Source organism: Stenotrophomonas maltophilia (assembly GCF_001676385.1).
GTDB classification, from domain to species: Bacteria; Pseudomonadota; Gammaproteobacteria; order Xanthomonadales; family Xanthomonadaceae; genus Stenotrophomonas; species Stenotrophomonas maltophilia_J.
This window is the reverse complement of sequence record NZ_LYVJ01000004.1, coordinates 51079-73044: the sequence shown is the minus strand read 5'-3', so window position 1 is coordinate 73044 and position 21966 is coordinate 51079. Positions and strand designations below refer to the sequence as shown.

Sequence of the window (21966 nt, the reverse complement as noted above, 5' to 3'; positions counted from 1 at the left end):
CAGGATACGAACATGCACACCCTTCCGAGGATCACCCCGTTGGCGCTGGCGGCGCTGGCGGGCACCGCCTTCGCCGCGCCACCGGCAGCCGACGACCACGCGGACATGCAGGCCCTGGCCAACCAGCTGGAGCAGTTGAAGGCCAATTACGCACAAGAGGTGCGGCGGCTGCGCGAACTGGACATGCAGGTGCAGGCGATGCAGGCGCGCCTGAGTGGGCGTGCCGGGCCGGCGGCCTCCACGCCGGGCGCGCCATTGGCCCAGGTGGCCGCTTCGTCGGTTCCTCCGGGCAGCGAAGGCTACGCCAGCAGCGCGGCCGAAGCGCAGCAGGCCCGGCAGGAAACACGCCGCAGCGTGGACGACGTGAAGCAGCAGCAATCGGCACTGTTCTCCCGCCGCTTCACCCTGGAAAACAGCCTCACCTACGCCCGTTACGACCGCAAGCAGCTCACCCTCAACGGCTTCCTCGCACTGGATGCGATCTTTCTCGGCAACATCGCCATCGAGAACGTCGAATCCGATTCACTCACCTACAACCTGGCCGCACGCTGGGGGGCCAGTCCCAACCTGACGCTCAACCTGGACGTGCCCTACCTGGCGCGGCGCACTGTCTACCAGAAGGGGGGCGCAGGCGGCGCCGCTGCGGCCATCGCGCAGGAAGAAACTCATGGAAACGGGCTGGGCGACATTGGCCTGAGCGCGAACTATCGACTCTTCGGCGAGCGCGGCTGGCGCCCGGAGACGGTGTTGACCGCTGGCGTGACCGCGCCGACCGGCCGCGCGCCGTACGGCCTGGACTGGAAAGTGATCGAGCGCGATGACGACGACTACATCCGCTTCGCCGTGCCACGCGAACAGCCCACCGGCAACGGTGTCTGGCAGGCCAATGTCGGCCTGTCGATGGTCAAGACCGCCGACCCGGCGATCCTGTTCGCCAACCTGGGCTACGTGCATTCGTTCCCCCGTGGCTTCAGCGACATCGACAGCAACCCGGATACGGTCAATCCCGGCCACGTGAAGCTGGGCGGCTCGGTGTACTTCGGCGCCGGGGTGGCCTTCGCATTCAATGAGCGCACCAGCCTCAGCCTGTCCTTCAGCGATCGAATCAGCGCCCGTGCCTCCACCCGCTTCCAGGGCGGGCAATGGGTGAAGGTGATCGGCAGCGATGCCAATGCGGCGTCACTGAATCTCGGCGTGACCTACGCCCTGAACCCGCACGCCACGCTGGTCACCCTGCTCGGCATCGGCCTGACCCCCGACGCTCCCGACTTCACTCTGGCCTTCAAGATTCCGTACATGCTGTAGCGGCAGCGCCAGAGGGGGCTGCGCTGCCAGCGCCGGCGGGCCAGGTGGCGTGGATTCATGTTGTGGTGCCACCGCCGCCCCCGCCCGCTGGTATATTCAGTCCCGCTCGGCAGGCATGGTGCCTGCCCTCGAATCACAGGGAGTTGGACATGGGTCTGGTGCAGGCGGTGAAGGGTGCGGTTGGTGGTGTGCTTGCCGACCAGTGGAAGGACTTCTATACCGTGCCGACGGGCCTGCCGGCCACTGCAGCGCTGTTTGCGGCGGTGCCGCGCGGCACCAACGCCGGCCGCGGCTCCAACACCAGCGGCTCTTCCAACATCATCAGCAACGGTTCGAAGATCGTCGTGCCCGAAGGCTACGGCCTGCTGCTGTTCCAGGACGGGGCGATCACCGCGTTCGTCGCCGAACCGGGCGGCTACGAGTGGCGTTCGGACGATCTGAACTCGCAGTCGATCTTCGCCGGCGATGGCCTGGTCAGCACGTTCATCAAGCAGAGCTGGGAGCGCTTCAAGTTCGGCGGCCAGCCGGGCTCGCAGCAGGCCGCCTATTTCGTGTCGCTGAAGGAACTTCCGGACAACCGCTTCGGTACCCAGTCGGAAATCTACTGGGACGACGGCTTCCTCAACACCCAGGTCGGCGCGATCACGCGCGGCTCGTACACGCTGAAGATCGTCGACCCGATCCTGTTCGTGAAGAACTTCGTGCCGGCCAGCTACCTGCAGCCGGGCCAGGTGTTCGACTTCACCGACCTGGACAACGCCGCTGCCGGCCAGCTGTTCAATGAAGTGGTCGGCTCGCTGGCCCCGGCCTTCAGCCTGTATACCAACGATCCGGGCAAGGGCAATCGCATCACCAAGCTGCAGCAGGATTCGATCGGCTTCGCGCAGAGCCTGTCGGCGGCGGTCGAGCAGGCCTACCAGTGGCAGAGTGATCGTGGCCTGGCCATCGTCAAGACCGCCATCGTCTCGATCGAGTACGACGCCAACACCCGCGAACTGTTGAAGACCGTGCAGCGCGCCGATGCGCTGTCGGGTTCGCGCGGCAATTCCAACCTGCAGGCCAGCGTCGCCCAGGGCATCCAGTCGGCCGGCGAAAACGGCGGTGCGGCCGGCCTGGTCGGTGTCGGCATGGCCTCGGGCATGTTCGGTGTCGGCGGCATGCAGCAGCCGGTCACCCCGGCTGCCGACGATCCGGTGGCCAAGCTGAAGAAGGCCAAGGAGATGCTGGACCTGGGCCTGATCACCCAGAGCGACTATGACGCCCTGAAGGCCAAGGCACTGGGCCTGTAAGAGCAGGACGCACAACGCACATGTCCGATCCCCGAAACGGCCCACCGCCGCTGCCCGGATCCGCGCCCGCGACGCCGCCGCCCTCGCCGGCGGCGTCGTTGGATGGGCCCGGTTCGCCGCAGGATGTTCCTCCCCTGCCCGGCAGCTTCCCGCTGGACACCTCGACGCTGCCACAGGCCATCCGCGATGAGGTGGAAGCACCTGACCCGGCCGCCATCGATACCTCGGCCCGCGAGCTGAAGGACGGCCTCAACCGCTGCCCGAAGTGCGGCGCCACCGACATCCGGCCCAAGGCCGGGACCGATATCCTGGTCTGCCTGTACTGCCGTCACGAATGGCATGGCGCGCGGGTCGAGGAGGAGTTCGGCCTGGGTGAGGCGATCGACCAGCTGCGCGGCACCGTCATCGCCTCCGGTGCACGTGACATCGATGCCGACACCTCGGCGTTGATGACCTTCAAGTGCACCGGCTGCGGCGCCGAAGTCACGGTCAATACCGAAAGCACGATGACGGCGCGCTGCCACTGGTGCCGGCACGTCTTCGGCGTCAACGAGCAGATCAGCAATGGCGCGGTGCCTGATGCGGTGCTGCCCTTCCATATCAAGAAGGACGATGCGGTCGCACGCATCCGCCAGTTCGTCGACAAGCGCCGCATGTTCGCGCTGAAGGCATTCAAGGACCAGTTCACCCCGGAGAACGTGGTGGGCGTGTTCCTGCCCTACATGATCGTCGACAGCAACGTCAGTGCGGCCGTGGCCGGCAAGGGCGAGATCCAGACCCGCCAGTACACCGTCGGCACCGAGAAGAACAAGCGCACCCTGTATGACGCCGATGTCTACCAGGTCGAACGCCAGGTCGACTTCACTGTCGATGACCTGCCCCTGGAATCCTCGGCCGAGCGCGGCAATCTCGATACCCGCGCCAACACCAACAACATCATCAACACCATCCTGCCGTTCGACACCAAGAACGCGGTGAAGTGGAACGCCTCGTACCTGGCCGGATTCAGCTCGGAGAAGCGCAACCTGGACGTTGAGAAGCTGCGGCCACGGCTGGAAGACCAGCTGCTGTCGATCGCCCGCGCGCAGGTGGAGGGCTCGGTGAAGCGCTACAACCGTGGCGTGCGCTGGGAACAGGAGCAGCTTGAGGTGCATGGCACGCGCTGGGTGTCGATGTACCTGCCGGTGTGGTTGTATTCGTACCACCAGCCCGGCAAGAACGGCGGCATGCTGCACTACATCGCGGTGAACGGCCGAACCGGCGAAACCATGGGCAGCGTGCCCGTCCAGCAATGGAAGATGCTGCTGGCAGCCCTGGCCACCGGCACCATCATTGAAGCCCTCGCAATTGCCTTCCTGGTGGCATCGACATGAGCGACGACAGTGGCCTCTGGCTGTTGGCGGCAGGTCCAGCCGGCGCAACCGCGCTGTACTGGGCCCTGTACCGCTATTACCGCAACACCGACAAATCGCACGCCTTCGAGCACGAGACCGAGATCCAGGCCAAGCCGGTCACCGGCTCGGACCAGCAGGTAGGCCGGGTCACCGGCACCGAGGAGAAGCGCATCCGCGGTGACAACGTGTACGAATACCGCAAGCGGGTAGCCCGGGTGAAGCCCGGATCGTAGAGCCAGGCCGTGCCTGGCTGGCGGGGTGAGCGCTGCGTCCTGGCCGGCGCCGGCCCGTGCCGGCTGGCCGCCGTGTCTCATCACGCGCCCTCCCACCCGTGCGGCTGGATACTCGGCCACTCCCGCCTGCCGAGGATCCTGCCATGGCCGCCGTTCTTGCCCACACCTGCCTGTCTGCGCTGTGCTGCGTTGCCCTGCCCGTCCTGGCCCAGGACGCCTCGTTCGGCTTCGGCGAACAGGCCACCCGCACCGAGCAGACCACGCAATCCAGCAGCACCGAGACCCAGAACAGTGGTTCGATGACCACCCAGACCACCACCAGCGGCAGCTCCCAGTCCGAGTCGCGCACCGAAAGCAAGGAGATCGACATGGGCTTCGGTTTCCACGACAACAACGACGACTGGAGCCATGACCGCCACCGCGGCGACCGCGATGTGCGCGACAGCGATCTGTTCGGCAGCTGGACGCTGGGCCAGGAAAACGGCAGCACCTGCACCATCGAGCTGAAGAACAGCGAGTGGTTCGGTGGCTACAGTGCCTACGTGCCTGCCGGCTGCCCGGACGGGTTCTTCTCGGCCAACCGCTGGGTCCTGTCGGGCAACCAGCTGCTGCTGACCGATACCAGCAATACCGTCTTCGGGCGTTTCCGCGCGTCGGGCGGCGGGCGCTGGTCGGGGTTCCGCGAGCCGGATGGGGCGCGGCTGTATCTCAATCCCAGGGGGCGTTGACCGCGACGTGCACGCGATGGGCACGGGCCGACCGCGAAGATCAGCCGTCCACCGTGCCCCGCAGCTGACATGTCCGCCCCCACCGGTTCCCGTCTCGTCATCCATGCCGCACTCGCCGGCAACCTGGCCATCGCAATCGCCAAGTTCATCGCCGCCGGCGTCTCCGGCAGCTCGGCCATGCTCAGCGAAGGCGTGCATTCGCTGGTCGACACGTTGAATGAGCTGCTACTGCTGTACGGCCTGCGACGGGCCGCCAAGGCGCCGGACCCGGTGCATCCCTTCGGCTATGGCCGCGAACTGTACTTCTGGAGCTTCATCGTCGCGCTGCTGGTGTTCGCCGCAGGTGCCGGCGTCTCCGCCTACGAAGGCATCCAGCACATCCGCCGGCCGGAACCGGCCAGCAACCACGCGTTGAGCTACAGCGTGCTGGGCATTTCCATCCTGTTCGAGGGAGCTTCATGGTGGGTGGCGCTGCGCGAGTTCCGACGCAGCAAGGGAAAGATGGGCTACTTCGAAGCATTCCGGCGCAGCAAGGATCCTTCCACCTTCACGGTGCTGCTGGAAGACAGCGCCGCCCTGCTCGGCCTTGGCTTCGCCCTGGCCGGGCTGCTGGCCGCGCAGTGGCTGCAGATGCCGGTACTCGACGGCGTGGCATCCCTGTGCATCGCCGCAGTGCTGGCCGCAACCGCCTTCCTTCTGGCCCGTGAGACCAAGGGCCTGCTGGTTGGAGAGCCTGCCCATCCCGCAGTGGCCGAGCGGATCATGGGAGTGGCCGAAACCGATCCGGACCTGCGCCGCGCCAATGGCGTGACCACCATGCAGATGGGCCCGGAACAGGTCGTGGCCATGCTCAGCGCCGAGTTCGAGGATGATCGGCACACCCCGCAGATCGAAGCCTGCATCACCCGCATCGAGACGGCGGTGAAGCGCGAGTATCCGGAACTGGTCGCGCTGTTCATCAAGCCGCAGACGCCCGAGGTCTACGCCACCCGGCGCGCGGCACTGGCCGCGCCGCCTGCGCCGGAATGACGCTGCGTGTGCGTCCGTTTCACCTGCCGGGTGCCACAGTGCCTGGGTCTCTCGCTGGAGCCTCTCACTGCCGTGCCGGACTGGTTGCCCGCCTCCCTGCGGATCCTTGCGCGCAGTTTCTACCAGCGCCCGCCCACCGAGGTCGCGCCCGAACTGTTGAACAAGCTGCTGGTGCGCAGCGACGGCCGCGTGGCGCGCATCATCGAAGTCGAGGCCTATGCCGGCAGCGCGGATCCTGCGGCGCACTCCTACCGGGGACCGACCCCGCGTACCGCCAGCATGTTCGGCGAAGCCGGCCACCTGTACGTGTACTTCAGCTACGGCATGCATTGGGGCAGCAACGTGGTCTGCGGCGAGACCGGTGAAGGCGTGGCCGTGCTGCTGCGCGCCGCCGAGCCACTGGCGGGCCTGGAGCAGATGCGGCGGCTGCGCCCGGCGGCCCGTCGCGATCACGACCTCGCCAGCGGGCCCGGCAGGCTCTCGCAGGCCTTCAGCCTGGATCGCAGCTTCGACGGCGCCGACCTGGTGACCGGCAGCCATGGCATCGTGATCGCCAGCGATGGCACCCCGCCCCCGCCCGATCCAGTGGTGGGTCCACGCATCGGCATCACGCGCGCCGTCGATTTTCCCTGGCGTTGGCACGTACGTGACCACCGTCACGTCTCGGTGCGGCCACGCCGCCCTGCTTCTCCCGCGAGGAAAGGCTGATGACGCCTCTCGACAAGCCGCTGCGCCGCGAACTGGACATCGACGGACGGCCCTACACCCTGACCGTCGACCGGCAGGGACTGAAGCTGGCCGAGAAGGGCCGGCGCAAAGGCATCACGCTGCGCTGGAGCGAGCTGGTATCCGGTGATGCGGCCCTCGCCACGGCGCTGCAGGCCTCGCTGCAGGACCGCTGACCTGGCCGTCCGCCTCACGTCGGCGTCACCCGGTCGTGGCGTTACATAACACCGCGCGCTCTAGCGTAACGCTTGGCTACCGCCGCAACCGTCCTCGTCACCCAGCCTCGAAAGCGCCATGGACGAAGCCGAACGACTGCTCGAAATCGATCGCCTGCAGCTGCTTGACACGCCCCCTGAGCCGGTGTTCGACGCCATCGTCGCCGCCGCACGCGCCGCCACCGGCATGACCATGGGGCTGATCTCGGTGGTGGCCGAGCAGCGGCAGTGGTTCAAGGCCAACATCGGGCTCGAAGGCGTCAGCGAAACCTCGCGCGACATTTCCTTCTGCACCCACGCCATCCAGAAGGACGGGCTGTTCGAGGTTCCCGACGCACGCCAGGATCCACGCTTCGCCACCAATCCCGTGGTGACCGGCGGGCCGCGCATCCGCCACTATGCCGGCGTTGCCCTTGGCTCGGCGCACGGTGCACGCATCGGCACGCTGTGCCTGCTCGATCCGATGCCGGGGGTACTGTCCTCATCGCAGCGGGAGCTGATGGTGCACCTGGCGCGGGTCACCACCCAGGTGCTGGAACAGCGCAGCGCGCTGATGGCGCAGGTCGGCCAGGCCAGGGCACTGCACCGCGAACTGAAGCGCAGCGAGGATTTCCTGGAGCGCACCAACCGCGCCGCGCGGGTCGGCGGGTGGGAGATGGACCTGGTCACCCAGGAAGTGCGCTGGACCCGCGAAACCAAGCAGATCCATGGCGTGCGCGGCAACTACCGGCCCACCCTGGAGGCGGCCCTGTCGTTTTACCGGGAAGACTGCCGCAACATCGTTCGCATGGCGGTTCAGCGCTGCATCGACGAAGGCACGCCCTGGGACATGCAGCTGCCGATGGTCACTGCGGACGGGCGCGACGTCTGGACCCGGGTGGTCGGCGGACGCCAGCAGGTCGATGGCCATCCGCGGCTGGTCGGGGCCATCCAGGACATCACCGAAGAGCGCGCCGCACTGGATGCGCTGGAAGCAAGCGAAACACGTTACCGCCGGCTGTTCCACTACAGCCTCGGGCTGATCTGCACGCATACGCTGGAGGGTGTGTTGACCTCGGTGAATCCGGCGGCGGTGCACTCGCTGGGCTATGACGAGAGCCAGATGGTCGGCCGCAGCCTGAGCGACCTGATGCCGCCGGAAAGGCGGGAGGGATTCAAGGCCTACCTGAAGCGGATCGAAGCCAACCACACCGATGCGGGCGTGATCGAGCTGATCGCGGCCGATGGCAGCCGCCACTACTGGGCCTACCACAACGTACTCGACAGCGAGGCCAGCCCGGCCTACGTGCTGGGCCATGCGCAGGACGTCACCGCGCTGCGGCTGCAGGAACAGCAACTGCGCGAGATGTCCTTCAAGGACCCGCTCACCCAGTGCTACAACCGCCGCTACCTCAACCGGCTGGATGAGCTGGCCAACGAGCACTGGGCCTGCATGATGTTCGACCTGGACCACTTCAAGCAGATCAACGATACCCAGGGCCATCGCCGTGGCGATGCGGTGCTGGTGGAATTCGCCGCCTTCCTGCGTTCACCGCTTGGCCAGGACGAGACCGTCGTGCGCCTGGGCGGTGACGAGTTCATGGTGGTGCTGATCTCGCCCGCGCAGGGCCGCCTGAGCGAACTGGAACACTGGTACCACGACCAGGCCGCGTTGTCGCCGGTCGTGTTCTCGATGGGCACGGCCATCAACATTCCCGGCGAGCCGGTCGCCGATACCATCCAGAAGGCGGACAGCCGCCTGTACCGCACCCGCGCGCGGGTACGCCGCGAACCACGCGCGGACCCCAGCAGCCATTGATCACGCCCGCACCGTCACCCAGGCCGGCGCATGGTCGCTGGCCTTCTCCTGCAGGCGCACCCAACGGTCGACCCCCGCATCCTGCAGGCGCTTGGCCAATACCGGATTCAGCAGAAGATGATCGATGCGCAGCCCGCGGTCGCGCTCGGCATGCTGGCGGAAGTAATCCCAGAAGGTGTAGATCGTCGCGTCGCCATGCACCGTTCGCAGTGCATCGGTCCAGCCCTGCGCCAGCAGGCGTTCGAAGGCGTCGCGGATCTCCGGCTGGAACAGCGCATCGCGGCGCCAGGCCTTCGGGTCGTACACGTCGGCCTCGGTGGGGATCACGTTGAAATCGCCCAGCAGCAGCGCCGGATGCGGCAGCTCGACCAGGCTGTGCGCGTGCCGGATCAGGCGCTCCATCCAGCGCCGCTTGTAGTCGAACTTCGGGCCGGGCTGCGGGTTGCCATTGGGCAGGTACAGCGCGCCCACCACGACGCCATGCACTGCGGCCTCCAGGTAGCGGCTCTGCGTATCCTCCGGCTCGCCCGGCAGCCGCCGCCGGCTCTCCACGGGCAGCGTGCCGCGCGCCAGTATGGCCACGCCGTTCCAGCGCGCCTCGCCCTGCCACAGTGCGCCGTAGCCCGCCGCCTCCAGGGCGGCAGCGGGAAAGGCAGCATCGGTGGCCTTCAGCTCCTGCAGGGCCACCACGTCCGGCGCCTCCCTGCCCAGCCAGTCCAGCAGATGGGGCAGGCGCGTGCCGATGCCGTTGACATTGAACGTAGCGATGCGAAGCGTCCTGCGGCGGGTCATGCGCGAGCTCCGGTAGCCGGCCGGCGGGCGCTCCACTGTGCGCCCCCCTCCATGCATGATCCGTGCAGGCGCCGTCATCGTGCACATGCACGCGGTTCACGGTCCCCTGCCGGGGCACGCCGCAGTCTGGATGCCGACGAACGATTGCGGAGGCCATGCCCATGACCGTGCGTCCGCTGCGCGCGATCTACCAGGTCGACCCTCACCTGTTCCGGGACAGCAACGGTCGCGGCTGGGGCACCCTGGACGGTGTCACCGAGAAGCTCGACTACCTGCACTGGCTCGGTATCAGCCACATCTGGCTGTTGCCGTTCTACTGCAACGCCGGCCGCGATGGCGGTTATGACGTCACCGACCACTACCGCATCGACCCACGGCTGGGCGATGACGCCGCGTTCCGGCGGCTGGTGGCCGCCGCCGACGCGCGTGGCATCGGCATCATCGTCGAACTGGTGATGCAGCACACCGCCAGCGCGCACCCCTGGTTCGTCGCGGCGCAACGGGGCGACCCGCAGTGGCGGCCGTGGTACCTGTGGTGTGACCACGTGCCCGACGATGGCCTGCAACCGATGTTTCCACCGATCGAGGCCGCCACCTGGACCTGGGACGCCGAGGCCGCCGCCTTCAATCGCCACATGTTCTACCGGCACGAGCCGGACCTGGAGCTGGCCCATGCACCGGTACGCGACGAACTGCTGCGGGTGATGGCGCATTGGTTGCAGCGTGGCGTGGCCGGGTTCCGCGTCGATGCCGTGCCCTACATGGCCGAGCGCGCCCGCCACGCCGATCCGCGCGACGACGGCCTGTGGCTGCTGGAGGTGATGCGCGCCGCCGCCGACGCGCAGCAGCCGGGCCTGCCACTCATCGGCGAGGCCGATGTCAGTGCCGCGCGGTATGGCGACTTCCTCTGCCAGGGCCGGCGCCTGTCGCACCTGCTCGACTTCCATCTCAACAATCACTTCTTCCTTGCACTGGCACGTGGCGATGCCAGCGAAGTGGCCCGGGTCATGGCCGAGTACGGCCCGCACGCACCGCCACACACCCGCATCGCCTGGTTGCGCAACAACGATGAACTGGACCTGGAACAACTGGAGCCCGGTGAACGCGATGAGGTCATGCAGCGCTTCGCACCCGAGCCCGGCATGCGCATCTATGGCCGCGGCATCCGTCGCCGGCTGGCACCGATGCTGTCGGGTGACGCCGATTGGCAGGCGATGGCCTGGGCCGCACTGCTGTCGCTGGGACAGGTACCGGTGATCCGCTATGGCGAGGAAATCGGCCTGGGCGACTGCCTGGAGCTGCCCGAGCGCAACGCCGTTCGGATGCCCATGCAGTGGCACGACCGCCCAGGGGCAGGATTCACGGATCAACCGCGGCATGCCTGGCGCGCGCCACCGGCAGACGGCCCCTACGGCTACCGCAGGGTGAATGTCGAGGCGCAACGCGCGAAGCCGGACTCGCTGCTGCAACGCGTGCGCGAACTGCTGCAGCAACGCAATGCGCACCCGGTCATGCAGCAGGGGCCGCACACGCTCGACCCGCCCTCGCCTGCGGTCCTGCTGCTGCGCTATGGGCAATCACCCGCGCAGGCACTGGCGCTGGTCAACTTCGGCACCGCCCCGGTCGATGTTCCCCTGCCGCTGCCGGCACGGCGCGTGCTGGTGGCGCACCGTGCGCGGCTGGATCGCAACAGCTGCCACCTGCAGGGGCATGGCTACGCGTGGCTGGCCGCCGAAGGCGCCTGAGTACGCAGTGCCGGCAACACGTGCTCGGCAAAGTCATCGATGAAACGGTCCTGCTCGCGGTTCACGTTGTGCAGGTAGATGCGATCGAAGCCCAGCGCCTGGAGCTCCTGCAGCCAGCCGCGATGCCGGCCGAGGTCGGCCGAGACATGCACGTGCCGGCGCAGCACGTCGGCGCCGATGGATCGCGCCTGGGCCTCGAACTGTTCGGGCTGGTCCAGGCCTTCGGCCAGCGCCGGCGGCAGCACATTGGCATTCCATTGCTCCAGTGCGCCCTCCAGCGCCGCCTGTTCGGCGCGCGCATAGGACAGCTTGGCCTGCAGGTACATCGGCTTGCCCCTGCCGCCGCCCGCTTCGAACGCGGAGACCACGCGGCGCAGCTGCGCCAGTGGCTGGCTGATGGTGATCAGGCCATCGGCCCAACTGCCCATCCAGCGCGCTGTGTCCTCGGTCACGGCCGCACCCAGCAACGGCAGTGGCAGCGCCGGGCGGCTGTACAGGCGCGCCTGCCGGACCGCGAAGGCGCCGCGGTGGTCCACCTGTTCGCCGCTCCATAGCCGCCGCATCACTTCCGCCGCCTCGCGCAACGCCTTCTGCCGTTCCGGCTTCGGCGGCCAGTCCTGCCCGGTAACGCGCTCGTTCAAGGCCTCGCCCGTGCCCAAGGCCAGCCAGATGCGGCCTGGCGCCAACTGCTCCAGCGTCGCGGCCGCCTGTGCCACCAATGCGGGGTGCTGGCGCAGCATCGGGCAGGTCACCATGCCCAGCGTCAGCGCACTCTGCACGGCCAGCGCGCCGGCCCACACCCAGCTATGGCCGGACTGCCCCTGCGCCGTCGTCCAGGGATGGAAGTGGTCCGAGCACATCAGCGCCTCGAACCCGGCCTGTTCGGCGCGCAGCGCCAGGCCCAGCAGCGTTGCCGGGGGAAACTGCTCATGCGAGGCATGGTATCCAATGGTCATCACGGTTTCCGGGCAGGAACTGGACACGATGGCAACACCCCGCCAGCTAAAACCATGTCATGGAAACGAACACTTCCTGCATCGGGCATCGACGCTGGGCCATCGCCGAGGGCTACATTCCGGCATGGAGCAACGGCCCTTCGCCGGAAATGCAGAGTCACGAAACCTGCTGCGTGCTCAACGCCGGCAGCACCGACGCGCAAGTCACGCTCACGCTGTATTTCGAGGATCGCGATCCGGTCGGCCCCTACCGGATCACAGTGCGCGCCCGGCGCACGCGGCACCTGCGCTTCAACGATCTGGACGATCCCGAACCCGTGCCGCGCGGCACCGGTTTTGCCACCCTCATCGAATCCGACCAGCCGGTCATCGTGCAGCACACGCGGCTGGATTCGCGGCAACCGGCCAACAGCATCATGACCACCATCGCCCATCCGCTGTGAAGCCTGCTGCGGGACCGTGCACACCATCACCACGTCGCACCGCCGGCTCGTTTACCCACCACCGCACAGACTGGATGCCTGTTTCCCGCAGGAGAGCCCCGATGGCCGTCGCCGATTATCCACGCCCGCCGTTCCCGGCCCAGCAGCAGTCGTTTCCCGGCAAGACCGCGCCGATGCAGCCCCGCCCGGACCACGGCGAAGACAGCTACCGCGGCCATGGCCTGCTGCAGGGCAGGAAAGCGCTGATCACCGGCGGCGACAGCGGCATCGGTGCGGCCGTGGCCATTGCCTTCGCGCGCGAAGGTGCGGATGTGGCCATCGCCTTCCTCGACGGCGAACAGGAGGATGCCCGCCACGTCCAGCAACAGATCGAACAGGCCGGGCGCAAGGCCGTGCTGGTGGCGTGCGACATCAGCGACCCGGCACAGGCGCGCTCGCTCGTGGACCGCGTCGCCAGCGAGCTGGACGGCCTCGATATCCTGGTCAACAACGCAGCTTACCAGCGCTACTACGACAGCTTTGACGACATCACCCTGGATGACTGGAAGCGCACCTTCGATACCAACGTGCATGCGGTGTTCAACCTGACCCGCCTGTGCGTACCGCACCTGCGCGGGGGTGGCGCGATCATCAATACCGCGTCGGTCAATTCGAAGCGGCCGACGCCGAACATCCTGCCCTACTCTGCGACCAAGGGCGCCGTCGCCAACCTGACACTGGGCCTGGCCGGCCTGCTGGCCGAGCACCAGATCCGCGTCAACGCCGTGCTGCCCGGCCCGATCTGGACGCCCTTCATTCCCGCAGGCATGGCCGCCGAAGAGGTCGAGCAGTTCGGCGCGCAGACGCCGTTCGGCCGCCCCGGGCAACCGGCCGAACTGGCCTCGGCCTACGTGATGCTCGCCTCGGACAGCGCCAGCTATACGTCCGGTGCACTGCTGACCATCTCGGGCGGCGCGGCGACGCTGTAGCCTCCATGACCGGATTGCCTGCCTGGATCGAGGACTGGCTGACCGTGGTTGTGCCGGTGGCCGAGGTGCTGGCCATCCTCGGCGTCGCATGGGTGATGGTTCGCGCACTGGCATGGCTGCTGGTGCAGGCGCGGCAGCGTGGCCGGCTGGCGCCCGAGCTGCACGCGGGCCTGCGCCGGGGCGGCGCACTGTTGCTGTATCTGGCGGCCGCGTTGCTGATACTGGAGCGGCTGGGCGTTTCGCGCTCGGTGCTGTGGACCGCGCTGACCGGGTTCATGGCCGTCGGTGCGGTGGCGTTCTTTGCAGCCTGGAGCGTGCTGTCCAACCTGTTCTGTTCGTTCCTGATCGTGGCCACGCGCCCGTTCCGCATCAACGACACCATCGAGGTGCTGGAAAGCGTCGACAAGCCAGGCCTGTGTGGCCGGGTGGTAGACATCAACCTGATCTACACCACGCTCAGTGACCGCGGCGAAGGTGCCCGCGGCTGCCTGCTGCGCGTGCCCAACTCGCTGTTCTTCCAGCGCATCACCCGCCACTGGGGTGACGGCGGGAACTCCCAGCTGCCGGGAAGCGTGCCAAGCAAAGGCAAGGTGCGCTGAGCAGCTGTAGAGCCGAGCCCATGCTCGGCTTGCAGCGCGACCTGAACGGAGTGCAGCCGAGCGCGGGCTCGGCTCTACAGGTGCCATAGCGAGCGGCCCTATTCCGCCGTCAATGCCTGGGTAGGGTCCAGCTGTGCAGCACTGTGTGCCGGGAAGCAGCCGAAGCCCAGCGCGATCACAGACGAACACACCAACGCGGCCAGCACCGGATAGGTACCCATGCGCCGCTTGGCGCTACAGGAACGCGGCCATGCGCTGCAGCTCATCGTCCAATGCACCACGAAACACCTTGTCGCGGGCCAGTGACCTGCCGGCATAGCCCACGTTCGACGCCAGTTCGCCATCGCGCACGCTCAGATTGGCCCAGCCCACCACCTGGTCATGCCACAGCACCGGCAATGCGTAGTACCCGTACTGGCGCTTCGGCGCAGGCGTATACGCCTCGAACTTGTAGACCCAGCCCCACAGTAGTTCGAAGCGGCGGCGGTCCCACACCATCGGGTCGAAGGGCGCCAGCAGGCGCACCTGCTCGTCCGGTGCATGCCGGCGCGAGCGCGGGTTCTCTTCGGCTGGCCAGTACCAGCGGGTGCCGTCCAGGGTGCAGCTGGCCAGCTGCTGCTTGGCCAGTGCCAATGCCTTGCGGGTCTGCTCGGCCAGATGCGGTGCGCCGTAGCCCAGCAGCCGCACCAGGTAGGTCAGGCTGGCCGACGGCAGCGGCGCGTACTTGCGCACCACCAGATCGATCAGGGCGGCCGCGCGTTCAACCTGCGCCTGCTCGCTGGCATCCGCCTCGGCATGCTCGGCCACGGCGTAGATGCGCGTGCCGTTGTCACGCCGCGCCACGCGCAGCATGCCGCGGTAGTGCATGCCATCCAGTAGATGCGTGCTGGCGCTGCTGGTGCCGCCCCAGTAGTTGGTCACCCGCCCATGCGCGAAGGCCTGGTCAACCTCGCGCGGGTGCACGCTGCCGCGCTCGCGCACGAAGGCCAGCACGTCGGCGGCGCGGCGATGGGTCTCGGCGTCCCATACGCGCTTGGCCACCCGCGGGTGCATCAGTGACAGATGCTCGCGTGGCAGGAAGCCGTAGTTCACCAGGCAATCTTCTTCCACCGGCAGGCGCGCGTAGCGGCGCTCAAGATCGCCTGCGCGGTAGTCCTTTACCCGGTGCCGCAGGGTCAGGTCCTGCGCCCGTGCCGGCGCGCGGATCGGGTCGGCCTGCACGAAGCCCAGCCGCCGGATCGCGGACATCAACGTAGTCGGTTTGAACAGGGTGCGCGCCACCGCGTAGCGGCGCAGATCTTCAAGGGTTGGCGTGGCAGGCATGGCCGCATTGTAGAGCCACGCCATGCGTGGATGGGGTCACGGCAATCCGTCCGCGTCGTCCGCATCCAACATCTGCAACGAACCGATCACCAGCGCCCGCATGCCCTGTTTGAACTCGGTGATCACCTGCCCTTCTTCGTCGTCCGCAATCGCGTAGATCGTGTCCGCACCCGCGATGCAGTAGAACGCGATCGTCGCCAGCAACCAGCGCGCCTTGTCCGCCGGCAGGCCGAAGACCTCGGCCACATGCGCCTGGTGCGAGGCAATTTTCTGCAGCATCGGCGTCGTGGCCACCGAACGCCGCAACAGGTAGGGCGGCAGCCCCGGGTGCGCCTTCACCACTGCGCACAGCGACTCCACGAACACCGTCAGGTAGCCCTGCAGGCCACCCGGCGCATCGGCCGAGGCGCGGGGAATCTGCCAGCGCTGGAACACGGCTTCGGCCACCAGCCGCTTCAACGCCTCCAGGTTGGCCACGCGCTTGTACAGCGCCGCCTGGGTCACCGCCAGCTCGGCAGCCACCTTGGCCATGGTCAGGTTGGGCAAGCCCAGGCGGATGCCGATGTCGGCCAGGCGTTCCGGAGTGATGGTAGGGGGACGGCCACGGGCCGGTGCCGGGATCTCGGGGTGCATGCTCATACCGGGCTGAGGGTGCCAGCAAAAGGACCCTCTTGTCCGCTTCGCTCAATTTAGTTTATTGTACTCAACTAATTCGGAATGCGTCGGGTTCGTCACCGGCGCGCCGTTGGCAACCGAGCCCAAGGCTCACCTTCCCGCCAGGTTTCCACCCAGCCAACAACCCTGCACCGCGCCCCAATCCCGTGCGAGCCGATGGCCGCGCGCCGGGCGCCGTCGCACCTGCGATCCACAGGAACCTGGCATGACCGTGTTCAACCTCACTTCCCCGCCGCGTCGTCCCGCTCCCCCGGCAGACCCTGTCCTGGGGCATCCGCCGGGCGTGGCCCGGCGCTACCGGGTTTCGGCCCTGGCATTGGCCCTGCTGGCATCGCCAGCCGCGCTGGCCGAAACCGCGCCATCCACCCTGCCCTCGGTGCAGGTGCAGGAACAGCGCCGCGTCACGGGTGACTATGCCGGCGGCCAGGTCGCGGCTGGCAGCCGCGTCGGCCTGCTCGGCGACAAGGACTTCATGGACACGCCGTTCAGCACGATCAGCTACACCGAATCTTTCATCCGCGACCGCCAGGCCAAGGACCTGACCGACGTCATCGCCGCCACCGACCCCACCGTCTTCAGCAACGGCGTCACCGGTGCGTGGAGCGAGAACTACGCGATCCGCGGCTTCGCCTCCAGCACCAGCGACACCACCTTCCATGGCCTGATCGGCATGGCGCCGTACTACCGCACCTCGCCGGAAATGTTCGAACGCATCGAGGTGCTGAAGGGGCCGTCCGCGCTGCTCAACGGCATGCCGCCGGGTGGCTCGGTGGGTGGCAGCGTCAACCTGGTGCCCAAGCGTGCGGGTGAGCTGCCATTGCTGCGGGTCAGTGCCAATTTCGCCTCCGATGCGCAGTTCGGTACCCATGTGGATGCCGGCCGCCGCCTGGGTGCCAGCAAGCAGTTCGGCATCCGCTTCAACGGCGCGTACCGTGATGGGGATGGCGCGGTCGGCAAGCAGCGCAAGAAGGTGCAGCTCGGTTCATTGGCGCTGGACTGGCGCGGCGAACGCGCGCGCCTTTCGGCCGATCTGTACAGCGCCGACGACCGCGTGGACGGTCCGGCGCGTGGCGTGGGCCTGGCACCGGGCGTGGCCATTCCGCGCCCGCCACGCGGCGATACGCTGATCAACCCGGACTGGGCCTACGTGGATAGCCGGGACAAGGGCGCGATGCTGCGGGGCGAACTGGATATCAACGATAGCCTGATGGCTTACCTGGCCTACGGCAGCAGCAGGACCGACTACCGCTACAACGGTTCGATCAGCGCGCAGATCCTCAACCCGGCCGGCGACTTCAGCACGGTGATCGGCCAGCTCGCCTTCGATATCAAGAAGCAATCCGCCGATGCTGGCCTGCGTGGCAGCTTCCGCACGGGCAGCGTCGGCCACCAGTGGGCCGCCAACGTGACCCATTACCAGCACACCCAGAACGACTACGGCCGCCGCAGCGTGCCGGGCTGGGACTGGACCACCAACCTCTACAACCCGGTGTGGGGCCCGGCCGCGCCGTTCGTGGCACCGCACATCTCGCATACCGAGCTGAAGCTGGACAGCGTCGGCTTCGCCGACACCCTTGCCTTCGCCGATGACCGCGTGCAACTGACGCTGGGCGTGCGCCGCCAGCAAGTGGTCAGCGAGACCTTCAATGTGTCCACGGGTGCACGCACCTCGCGCTACGACGAGAGTGCAACCACGCCGGCAGCGGCCCTGCGGGTGAAGGCCACTGACACGATCTCCCTCTACACCAACTACATCGAAGGCCTCAGCCAGGGCGCCACCGCGCCGATGACCGCCGCCAATGCCGGCGATGTGTTCGCACCGTTCCACACCAGGCAGAAGGAGCTGGGCCTGAAGCTGGACCTGGGCAGCTTCGCGCACACCTTCAGCGTGTACGAGATCAAACGGCCCAGCAGCTACACCGACCCGGTCACGAACATCTTCTCGTTTGGCGGCGAACAACGTAACCGGGGCGTGGAATGGGGCTTCTTCGGCACTCCCATCGACGGCGTGCGTCTGCTGGGTGGCGTGGCCTACGTGCAGCCGAAGCTGACCCGCACGGCGGGCGGCGTGAATGAAGGGCGCATCGCCACCGCCGTGGCGCAGCGGCAGGCCAAGCTGGGCGTGGAGTGGGATGTGCCCGCGCTGGAAGGCCTGACCCTGACAGGTAATGCCACGTCGATGTCGAAGCAGTACATCAGTGCCGACAACCGCCTGTCGGTGCCGGGGCGCACGTTGTTCGACGTGGGCGCGCGCTACAGCACGACGATGGCAGGACGACCGCTTGCACTGCGGGCCACGGTGAACAACGTGACCAACAAGGCGTACTGGGGCATGCCGTTGTTGTCGAGCCTGGCACTGGGTGCACCGCGGACGGTGCTGCTGTCGGCAACGATGGATTTCTGAGCTGGCGTGGAACCCCTGTAGAGCCGAGCCATGCTCGGCTCCGTTTCGTCCGCTGAGCCGAGCGTAGGCTCGGCTCTACAGGCCATCAGGCAATCCGCGAACGGCATCCATGCATGGCGTGGTTCTACGCTCGTGGATCCCCTGTAGAGCCGAGCCATGCTCGGCTCCGTTCGCCCGCTGAGCCGAGCGTAGGCTCGGCTCTACAGGTCGTCAGGCAATCCGCGAACGGCATCCATGCACGGCGTGGTTCTACGCTCGTGGATCCCCTGTAGAGCCGAGCCATGCTCGGCTCCGTTTCGTCCGCTGAGCCGAGCATGGGCTCGGCTCTACAGGCCATCAGGCAATCTGCGAACGGCATCCATGCATGGCGTGGTCCTACGCTCATGGATCCCCTGTAGAGCCGAGCCATGCTCGGCTCCGTTTCGTTCGCTGAGCCGAGCGTAGGCTCGGCTCTACAGGTCATCAGGCAATCCGCGAACGGCCTCCATGCATGGCGTGGTTCTACGCTCGTGGATCTCCTGTAGAGCCGAGCCATGCTCGGCTCCGTTTCGTCCGCTGAGCCGAGCGTAGGCTCGCTACAGGTCATCAGGCAATCCGCGAATAGCATTCACGCAAGGTGTGGATCTGCGTTTCATTCCGGCTGCAGGCGATAGATGGCATGGCTGGTCAACGCCAATGCCGCCAGCTTCAGCCCTTCCATCACGCGATCGCCCACGTATTGCTCCGGGCCGCCGTTCTGGCGGGCGCGTTCGGCGGCCAGCAGGATTTCCTGCACGATGCGCAGCCCGGCCAGTGCGCCATCGGCATCGGCCAACGCCAGGCAGCGGCCGGGCAGCTGGTGGCGCTCGGGCCAAGGCTGGCCGTCGGCCGCGGCGCCCAGGCCGATGCGAAGCAGCAGGGCCATCAGGCTGTTGGGATCAGACGCGATGTCGTGCCCTTCATCGGCATTGGCCGGGGCGTGCTGATGGGGGAACTCCGATGCGTTCATGGCAGGTCTCCGTGCAAGGCATGCGGGACCACCGCCTTAACAAAGGCGGCGGACGGTACGTGGTGGAAACCCGCGAGAGCGTGGCAGCTCGGGTAGATGCACTTGCGCGCACCTCACGTACCGCCCGCCATAAAGCACGGACGGATTACCAGCCGGCGCCGCACAAGGCGACGCCGGCTGGTAAGCGTAAACACCACTTTCTCGACGGGTTTCCACACCCGGCCACCCTTTTTCGGTGGCACTCCATCATGCGCACATCGGGGGGGCAGGCGCCAAGCAACCCGAGTGCACAGACCGTGATCTTCACGCAGCGGCGCTATTGTCGCATATCGACAACAGGCCCGACTTTTCAACTACTTGCGCCTCCCCTGTCCGGGCGCTCCTCATCTGTCTACACGGCGCGCATTCCTTGACCGGCCATGGCATTCAAGTCGACTACAGCGCCGATGGCGACAGACCCACCTCAGAGATCACGCCGCTGTAGATGCAGGACGCCGTCATCGTCCACCCACGCATAACGCACGGCTGTAAGCGGTCCCTTCGACCCCGCAGGCAGTGGCAGCGTACGGGTCTGGCCCGGTTCCAGATAGAAACTGCCGACCTGACGCTCCCCCTCTGGCGAGGCCAGTGCCATCTCACCAATGTTGAAGTAATGGAGGGAGGCATTGTGCATCTGCAGGCCCTCCACCGTTGCCTTCATGGATACGCGGGCATCGGGATTTTCCGGGGCCCCCACCCCCTCCGGGCGATAGAACACCTTCATGCGCAAACGCACGGCAACCTGCACGGCATTGTCGGCGCCCGCTTCACGGGGTGGGATTTCCAGCACGTTCAACCAATACAGGTACTCGCGCTTTTCGCGAGGCGCACGCTGCGGAATGCTCCGGACCCTCAGGTTGTAGGAACCGTGCGGCTCCAGCCGAAGCAGTGGCTTGTCGATGATGAAAGGCGCATTGGACGCCTCCGGGGCCTGTTCAAGGTCGCCATCGGAGATCCAGGTCTGCAACAGCGAAGGAATATTCCCATCGTTCTTCAAGTGGATGCTGACGTCCTGCTGTGCGGCCGGATACACCGTGCGGGTGCTTTCAACGGTGACCTCTCCCCGCGCGGCGGCGGCAACTGCGAGGATGAGGGCAATCGCGCACCACCACAAACCGACGGACCTGCTCATGCCTGCCTCCGTTCTGTCATTCGCCCCCCCCGTCACGGAAGGATGAGCGTATAGGTCAAGCCCGCGTTTGCATGCCCAGGCAGGATGGTGGGGGACACTTGCCGGTAGCGCACGCCAAAGGTCTTGCTCAGCACCGACGCCCCTGCCGCCCCATAGCCAAACTCGTGCGTCGCATAGAAGCGCATGGGCGAACCGTCGCCCAGCAGGAACTGGTACCCCACGCCCTGCACCCCACCGCTGGCCTCGGCCAGCCCCTGTTCGGTATCCAGCACCGGTGTGGTCGGAGCCGCCTGGAAATTCACTTGCCCTACGCCCGCCTCGCAATCCAGTACCACCTCGTAACGGCGTTCGCCAGCGGTGGTACCGACGCCCTTGAACGACCCCACGAAGATCCTGCCCATGTCAACGTTCTGGGGGCGAACCCTGCAGCTGGGCCGATCCTGGATCTTCAGCGTGGTTGGCATGATGTAGACCTGCTTGCGCAGCGGGCTGCCCGACCCTGACTCGTACAGCCGGGCCTCGATCACCATCTCCCGGCTGGTGGCAGCACTGCCATTGGCTATGTCGCCGGTACGGACGTACTTGATGAAGAAGGTTGCGCCGATATAGCCAATCCCGCTGGCGCCGGAATAAGCCTCGTGTTCGTAGTAGCCTGCGGGTTTGGGCCTGCTTCCCACACTGCGGAAGTACACCGCACCAATGACCACGCCGACGCCCGCAACGCCGGTAGGATAGACCAGATACTCCTCACCGCTCTCGTTATACCGAGCCACGTACCCACCATGTCCTTCGATGCGATAGCTGATGGGCACATCTGCGGTGCAATGGAATTCGGCGGTTCGCCCTCCCCCGTTGGTGGCGATCCAGGGGCTCAGACCCTGCCCCACCTCGACGCCCTTTGCCGAAAACTCCACCAGCCCGGGTGGGTGGATCTCGGTTTCGGGATAGGCGCCACCATCGCAATGGGCAGCATGCGCGTGTTGAGAGTGCATGAGCAGCGCGGCGATACAGCCAAAGGTAACCCATGCGCCACGGCAACGGGTACTGCTGCTCCATCGGCTCGAACGTAAGGCACTGGCCGACATGGGAACCTTGGGATCACTGGGCCGGGTTCTGCCAATAATCCACCTAACCGGCCAACAATGAAAGGGCCGTCCATGGTCCCCGCACTCCGTCCCGGGAATG

General features: G+C 66.9%; 22 protein-coding genes. 14 read left to right on the top strand and 8 right to left on the bottom strand.

Features of this window, described 5'->3' with window-relative positions:
• Positions 1–12 precede the first annotated feature (12 nt).
• From A9K58_RS06135 to A9K58_RS06095, 9 genes are all read left to right on the top strand, one after another.
• Positions 13–1305: a transporter gene (locus A9K58_RS06135; protein WP_065198518.1), complete on the top strand. Its 1293-nt coding sequence runs from the start codon at positions 13–15 to the stop codon at positions 1303–1305.
• 149 nt (positions 1306–1454) lie between these two features.
• On the top strand, positions 1455–2594 hold the full coding sequence (locus tag A9K58_RS06130; protein WP_065198517.1) for an SPFH domain-containing protein: 1140 nt from the start codon (positions 1455–1457) through the stop codon (positions 2592–2594).
• Between the two features lie 20 nt (positions 2595–2614).
• Entirely contained in the window at positions 2615–3967 is a 1353-nt protein-coding gene (locus A9K58_RS06125) for a hypothetical protein (RefSeq protein WP_065198516.1), read from the top strand.
• Positions 3964–4221: a hypothetical protein gene (locus tag A9K58_RS06120; RefSeq protein WP_065198515.1), complete on the top strand. Its 258-nt coding sequence runs from the start codon at positions 3964–3966 to the stop codon at positions 4219–4221. The genes A9K58_RS06125 and A9K58_RS06120 overlap by 4 nt, the downstream gene beginning before the upstream one ends.
• 143 nt (positions 4222–4364) lie before the next feature.
• Entirely contained in the window at positions 4365–4949 is a 585-nt protein-coding gene (locus A9K58_RS06115) for an AprI/Inh family metalloprotease inhibitor (RefSeq protein WP_065198514.1), read from the top strand.
• Between the two features lie 69 nt (positions 4950–5018).
• Positions 5019–5978, top strand: a complete 960-nt coding sequence (locus tag A9K58_RS06110) for a cation diffusion facilitator family transporter (protein WP_065198513.1) — start codon at positions 5019–5021, stop codon at positions 5976–5978.
• A 72-nt stretch (positions 5979–6050) separates the two neighbouring features.
• Entirely contained in the window at positions 6051–6686 is a 636-nt protein-coding gene (locus A9K58_RS06105) for a DNA-3-methyladenine glycosylase (RefSeq protein WP_065198512.1), read from the top strand.
• Positions 6686–6880 carry a hypothetical protein gene (locus A9K58_RS06100; RefSeq protein ID WP_065198511.1) on the top strand — a complete coding sequence of 65 codons (195 nt, stop codon included), beginning with the start codon at positions 6686–6688 and terminating at the stop codon, positions 6878–6880. Before A9K58_RS06105 ends, A9K58_RS06100 begins: the two co-directional genes overlap by 1 nt.
• 118 nt (positions 6881–6998) lie before the next feature.
• Entirely contained in the window at positions 6999–8717 is a 1719-nt protein-coding gene (locus A9K58_RS06095; protein WP_065198510.1) for a sensor domain-containing diguanylate cyclase, read from the top strand.
• Here A9K58_RS06095 and xth read toward each other — a convergent pair whose 3' ends face one another.
• A complete protein-coding gene (gene xth, locus A9K58_RS06090) occupies positions 8718–9509 on the bottom strand; it encodes an exodeoxyribonuclease III (RefSeq protein WP_065198509.1) in 792 nt (263 codons plus the stop codon).
• Positions 9510–9670: 161 nt separating this feature from the next.
• Between xth and A9K58_RS06085 the strand changes: the two genes are divergently transcribed.
• A complete protein-coding gene (locus A9K58_RS06085) occupies positions 9671–11254 on the top strand; it encodes an alpha-amylase family glycosyl hydrolase (protein WP_065198508.1) in 1584 nt (527 codons plus the stop codon).
• Here the strand turns inward: A9K58_RS06085 and A9K58_RS06080 are convergent.
• A complete protein-coding gene (locus tag A9K58_RS06080; RefSeq protein WP_065198507.1) occupies positions 11224–12210 on the bottom strand; it encodes a TIGR03885 family FMN-dependent LLM class oxidoreductase in 987 nt (328 codons plus the stop codon). The two genes, A9K58_RS06085 and A9K58_RS06080, sit on opposite strands and share 31 nt — an antisense overlap.
• 59 nt (positions 12211–12269) lie before the next feature.
• Between A9K58_RS06080 and A9K58_RS06075 the strand changes: the two genes are divergently transcribed.
• From A9K58_RS06075 to A9K58_RS06065, 3 genes are all read left to right on the top strand, one after another.
• Positions 12270–12653, top strand: coding sequence for a sensory rhodopsin transducer (locus A9K58_RS06075; RefSeq protein WP_065198506.1), 384 nt, complete (start codon positions 12270–12272; stop codon positions 12651–12653).
• A gap of 101 nt (positions 12654–12754) precedes the next feature.
• Positions 12755–13621: a glucose 1-dehydrogenase gene (locus A9K58_RS06070; RefSeq protein ID WP_065198505.1), complete on the top strand. Its 867-nt coding sequence runs from the start codon at positions 12755–12757 to the stop codon at positions 13619–13621.
• Between the two features lie 5 nt (positions 13622–13626).
• Positions 13627–14220 carry a mechanosensitive ion channel family protein gene (locus A9K58_RS06065; RefSeq protein ID WP_065198504.1) on the top strand — a complete coding sequence of 198 codons (594 nt, stop codon included), beginning with the start codon at positions 13627–13629 and terminating at the stop codon, positions 14218–14220.
• 98 nt (positions 14221–14318) lie between these two features.
• Here the strand turns inward: A9K58_RS06065 and A9K58_RS20030 are convergent, their stop codons facing one another.
• Genes A9K58_RS20030 through A9K58_RS06055 form a run of 3 tightly spaced genes read right to left on the bottom strand, consistent with a single transcriptional unit; the run spans position 14319 to position 16182 of the window.
• Positions 14319–14441, bottom strand: a complete 123-nt coding sequence (locus A9K58_RS20030) for a hypothetical protein (RefSeq protein ID WP_269194760.1) — start codon at positions 14439–14441, stop codon at positions 14319–14321.
• A gap of 13 nt (positions 14442–14454) precedes the next feature.
• Positions 14455–15567: a DNA glycosylase AlkZ-like family protein gene (locus A9K58_RS06060; RefSeq protein ID WP_231109258.1), complete on the bottom strand. Its 1113-nt coding sequence runs from the start codon at positions 15565–15567 to the stop codon at positions 14455–14457.
• A gap of 12 nt (positions 15568–15579) precedes the next feature.
• Positions 15580–16182 carry a TetR/AcrR family transcriptional regulator gene (locus tag A9K58_RS06055; RefSeq protein WP_065198503.1) on the bottom strand — a complete coding sequence of 201 codons (603 nt, stop codon included), beginning with the start codon at positions 16180–16182 and terminating at the stop codon, positions 15580–15582.
• Between the two features lie 241 nt (positions 16183–16423).
• On the opposite strand from A9K58_RS06055, the gene A9K58_RS06050 reads away from it, so the two are divergent.
• The gene (locus A9K58_RS06050) at positions 16424–18622 is read left to right on the top strand and encodes a TonB-dependent receptor (RefSeq protein WP_065198502.1); all 2199 of its coding nucleotides are present in this window, start codon (positions 16424–16426) and stop codon (positions 18620–18622) included.
• A gap of 631 nt (positions 18623–19253) precedes the next feature.
• Here the strand turns inward: A9K58_RS06050 and A9K58_RS06045 are convergent.
• From A9K58_RS06045 to A9K58_RS06035, 3 genes are all read right to left on the bottom strand, one after another.
• On the bottom strand, positions 19254–19610 hold the full coding sequence (locus A9K58_RS06045) for a hypothetical protein (RefSeq protein ID WP_065198501.1): 357 nt from the start codon (positions 19608–19610) through the stop codon (positions 19254–19256).
• 463 nt (positions 19611–20073) lie between these two features.
• Positions 20074–20781 (bottom strand): fimbrial biogenesis chaperone, encoded by a 708-nt coding sequence (locus tag A9K58_RS06040; protein ID WP_065198500.1) that lies wholly within the window; start codon positions 20779–20781, stop codon positions 20074–20076.
• A 32-nt stretch (positions 20782–20813) separates the two neighbouring features.
• On the bottom strand, positions 20814–21866 hold the full coding sequence (locus tag A9K58_RS06035; RefSeq protein ID WP_231109257.1) for a fimbrial protein: 1053 nt from the start codon (positions 21864–21866) through the stop codon (positions 20814–20816).
• Between the last annotated feature and the right edge of the window lie 100 nt (positions 21867–21966).

Bases quoted from the DNA above. Each gene is read 5' to 3' on its own strand.
- A9K58_RS06060 (WP_231109258.1), bottom strand. From the start codon at position 15,567: ATGGCGTGGCTCTACAATGCGGCCATGCCTGCCACGCCAACCCTTGAA.
- A9K58_RS06065 (WP_065198504.1), top strand. From the start codon at position 13,627: ATGACCGGATTGCCTGCCTGGATCGAGGACTGGCTGACCGTGGTTGTG.
- A9K58_RS06080 (WP_065198507.1), bottom strand. From the start codon at position 12,210: ATGACCATTGGATACCATGCCTCGCATGAGCAGTTTCCCCCGGCAACG.
- A9K58_RS20030 (WP_269194760.1), bottom strand. From the start codon at position 14,441: ATGGGTACCTATCCGGTGCTGGCCGCGTTGGTGTGTTCGTCTGTGATC.
- A9K58_RS06040 (WP_065198500.1), bottom strand. From the start codon at position 20,781: ATGAGCAGGTCCGTCGGTTTGTGGTGGTGCGCGATTGCCCTCATCCTC.
- A9K58_RS06055 (WP_065198503.1), bottom strand. From the start codon at position 16,182: ATGAGCATGCACCCCGAGATCCCGGCACCGGCCCGTGGCCGTCCCCCT.
- A9K58_RS06110 (WP_065198513.1), top strand. From the start codon at position 5,019: ATGTCCGCCCCCACCGGTTCCCGTCTCGTCATCCATGCCGCACTCGCC.
- A9K58_RS06035 (WP_231109257.1), bottom strand. From the start codon at position 21,866: ATGTCGGCCAGTGCCTTACGTTCGAGCCGATGGAGCAGCAGTACCCGT.
- A9K58_RS06130 (WP_065198517.1), top strand. From the start codon at position 1,455: ATGGGTCTGGTGCAGGCGGTGAAGGGTGCGGTTGGTGGTGTGCTTGCC.
- A9K58_RS06115 (WP_065198514.1), top strand. From the start codon at position 4,365: ATGGCCGCCGTTCTTGCCCACACCTGCCTGTCTGCGCTGTGCTGCGTT.
- A9K58_RS06125 (WP_065198516.1), top strand. From the start codon at position 2,615: ATGTCCGATCCCCGAAACGGCCCACCGCCGCTGCCCGGATCCGCGCCC.
- A9K58_RS06045 (WP_065198501.1), bottom strand. From the start codon at position 19,610: ATGAACGCATCGGAGTTCCCCCATCAGCACGCCCCGGCCAATGCCGAT.
- A9K58_RS06120 (WP_065198515.1), top strand. From the start codon at position 3,964: ATGAGCGACGACAGTGGCCTCTGGCTGTTGGCGGCAGGTCCAGCCGGC.
- A9K58_RS06075 (WP_065198506.1), top strand. From the start codon at position 12,270: ATGGAAACGAACACTTCCTGCATCGGGCATCGACGCTGGGCCATCGCC.
- A9K58_RS06050 (WP_065198502.1), top strand. From the start codon at position 16,424: ATGACCGTGTTCAACCTCACTTCCCCGCCGCGTCGTCCCGCTCCCCCG.
- A9K58_RS06085 (WP_065198508.1), top strand. From the start codon at position 9,671: ATGACCGTGCGTCCGCTGCGCGCGATCTACCAGGTCGACCCTCACCTG.
- xth (WP_065198509.1), bottom strand. From the start codon at position 9,509: ATGACCCGCCGCAGGACGCTTCGCATCGCTACGTTCAATGTCAACGGC.
- A9K58_RS06135 (WP_065198518.1), top strand. From the start codon at position 13: ATGCACACCCTTCCGAGGATCACCCCGTTGGCGCTGGCGGCGCTGGCG.
- A9K58_RS06100 (WP_065198511.1), top strand. From the start codon at position 6,686: ATGACGCCTCTCGACAAGCCGCTGCGCCGCGAACTGGACATCGACGGA.
- A9K58_RS06095 (WP_065198510.1), top strand. From the start codon at position 6,999: ATGGACGAAGCCGAACGACTGCTCGAAATCGATCGCCTGCAGCTGCTT.
- A9K58_RS06070 (WP_065198505.1), top strand. From the start codon at position 12,755: ATGGCCGTCGCCGATTATCCACGCCCGCCGTTCCCGGCCCAGCAGCAG.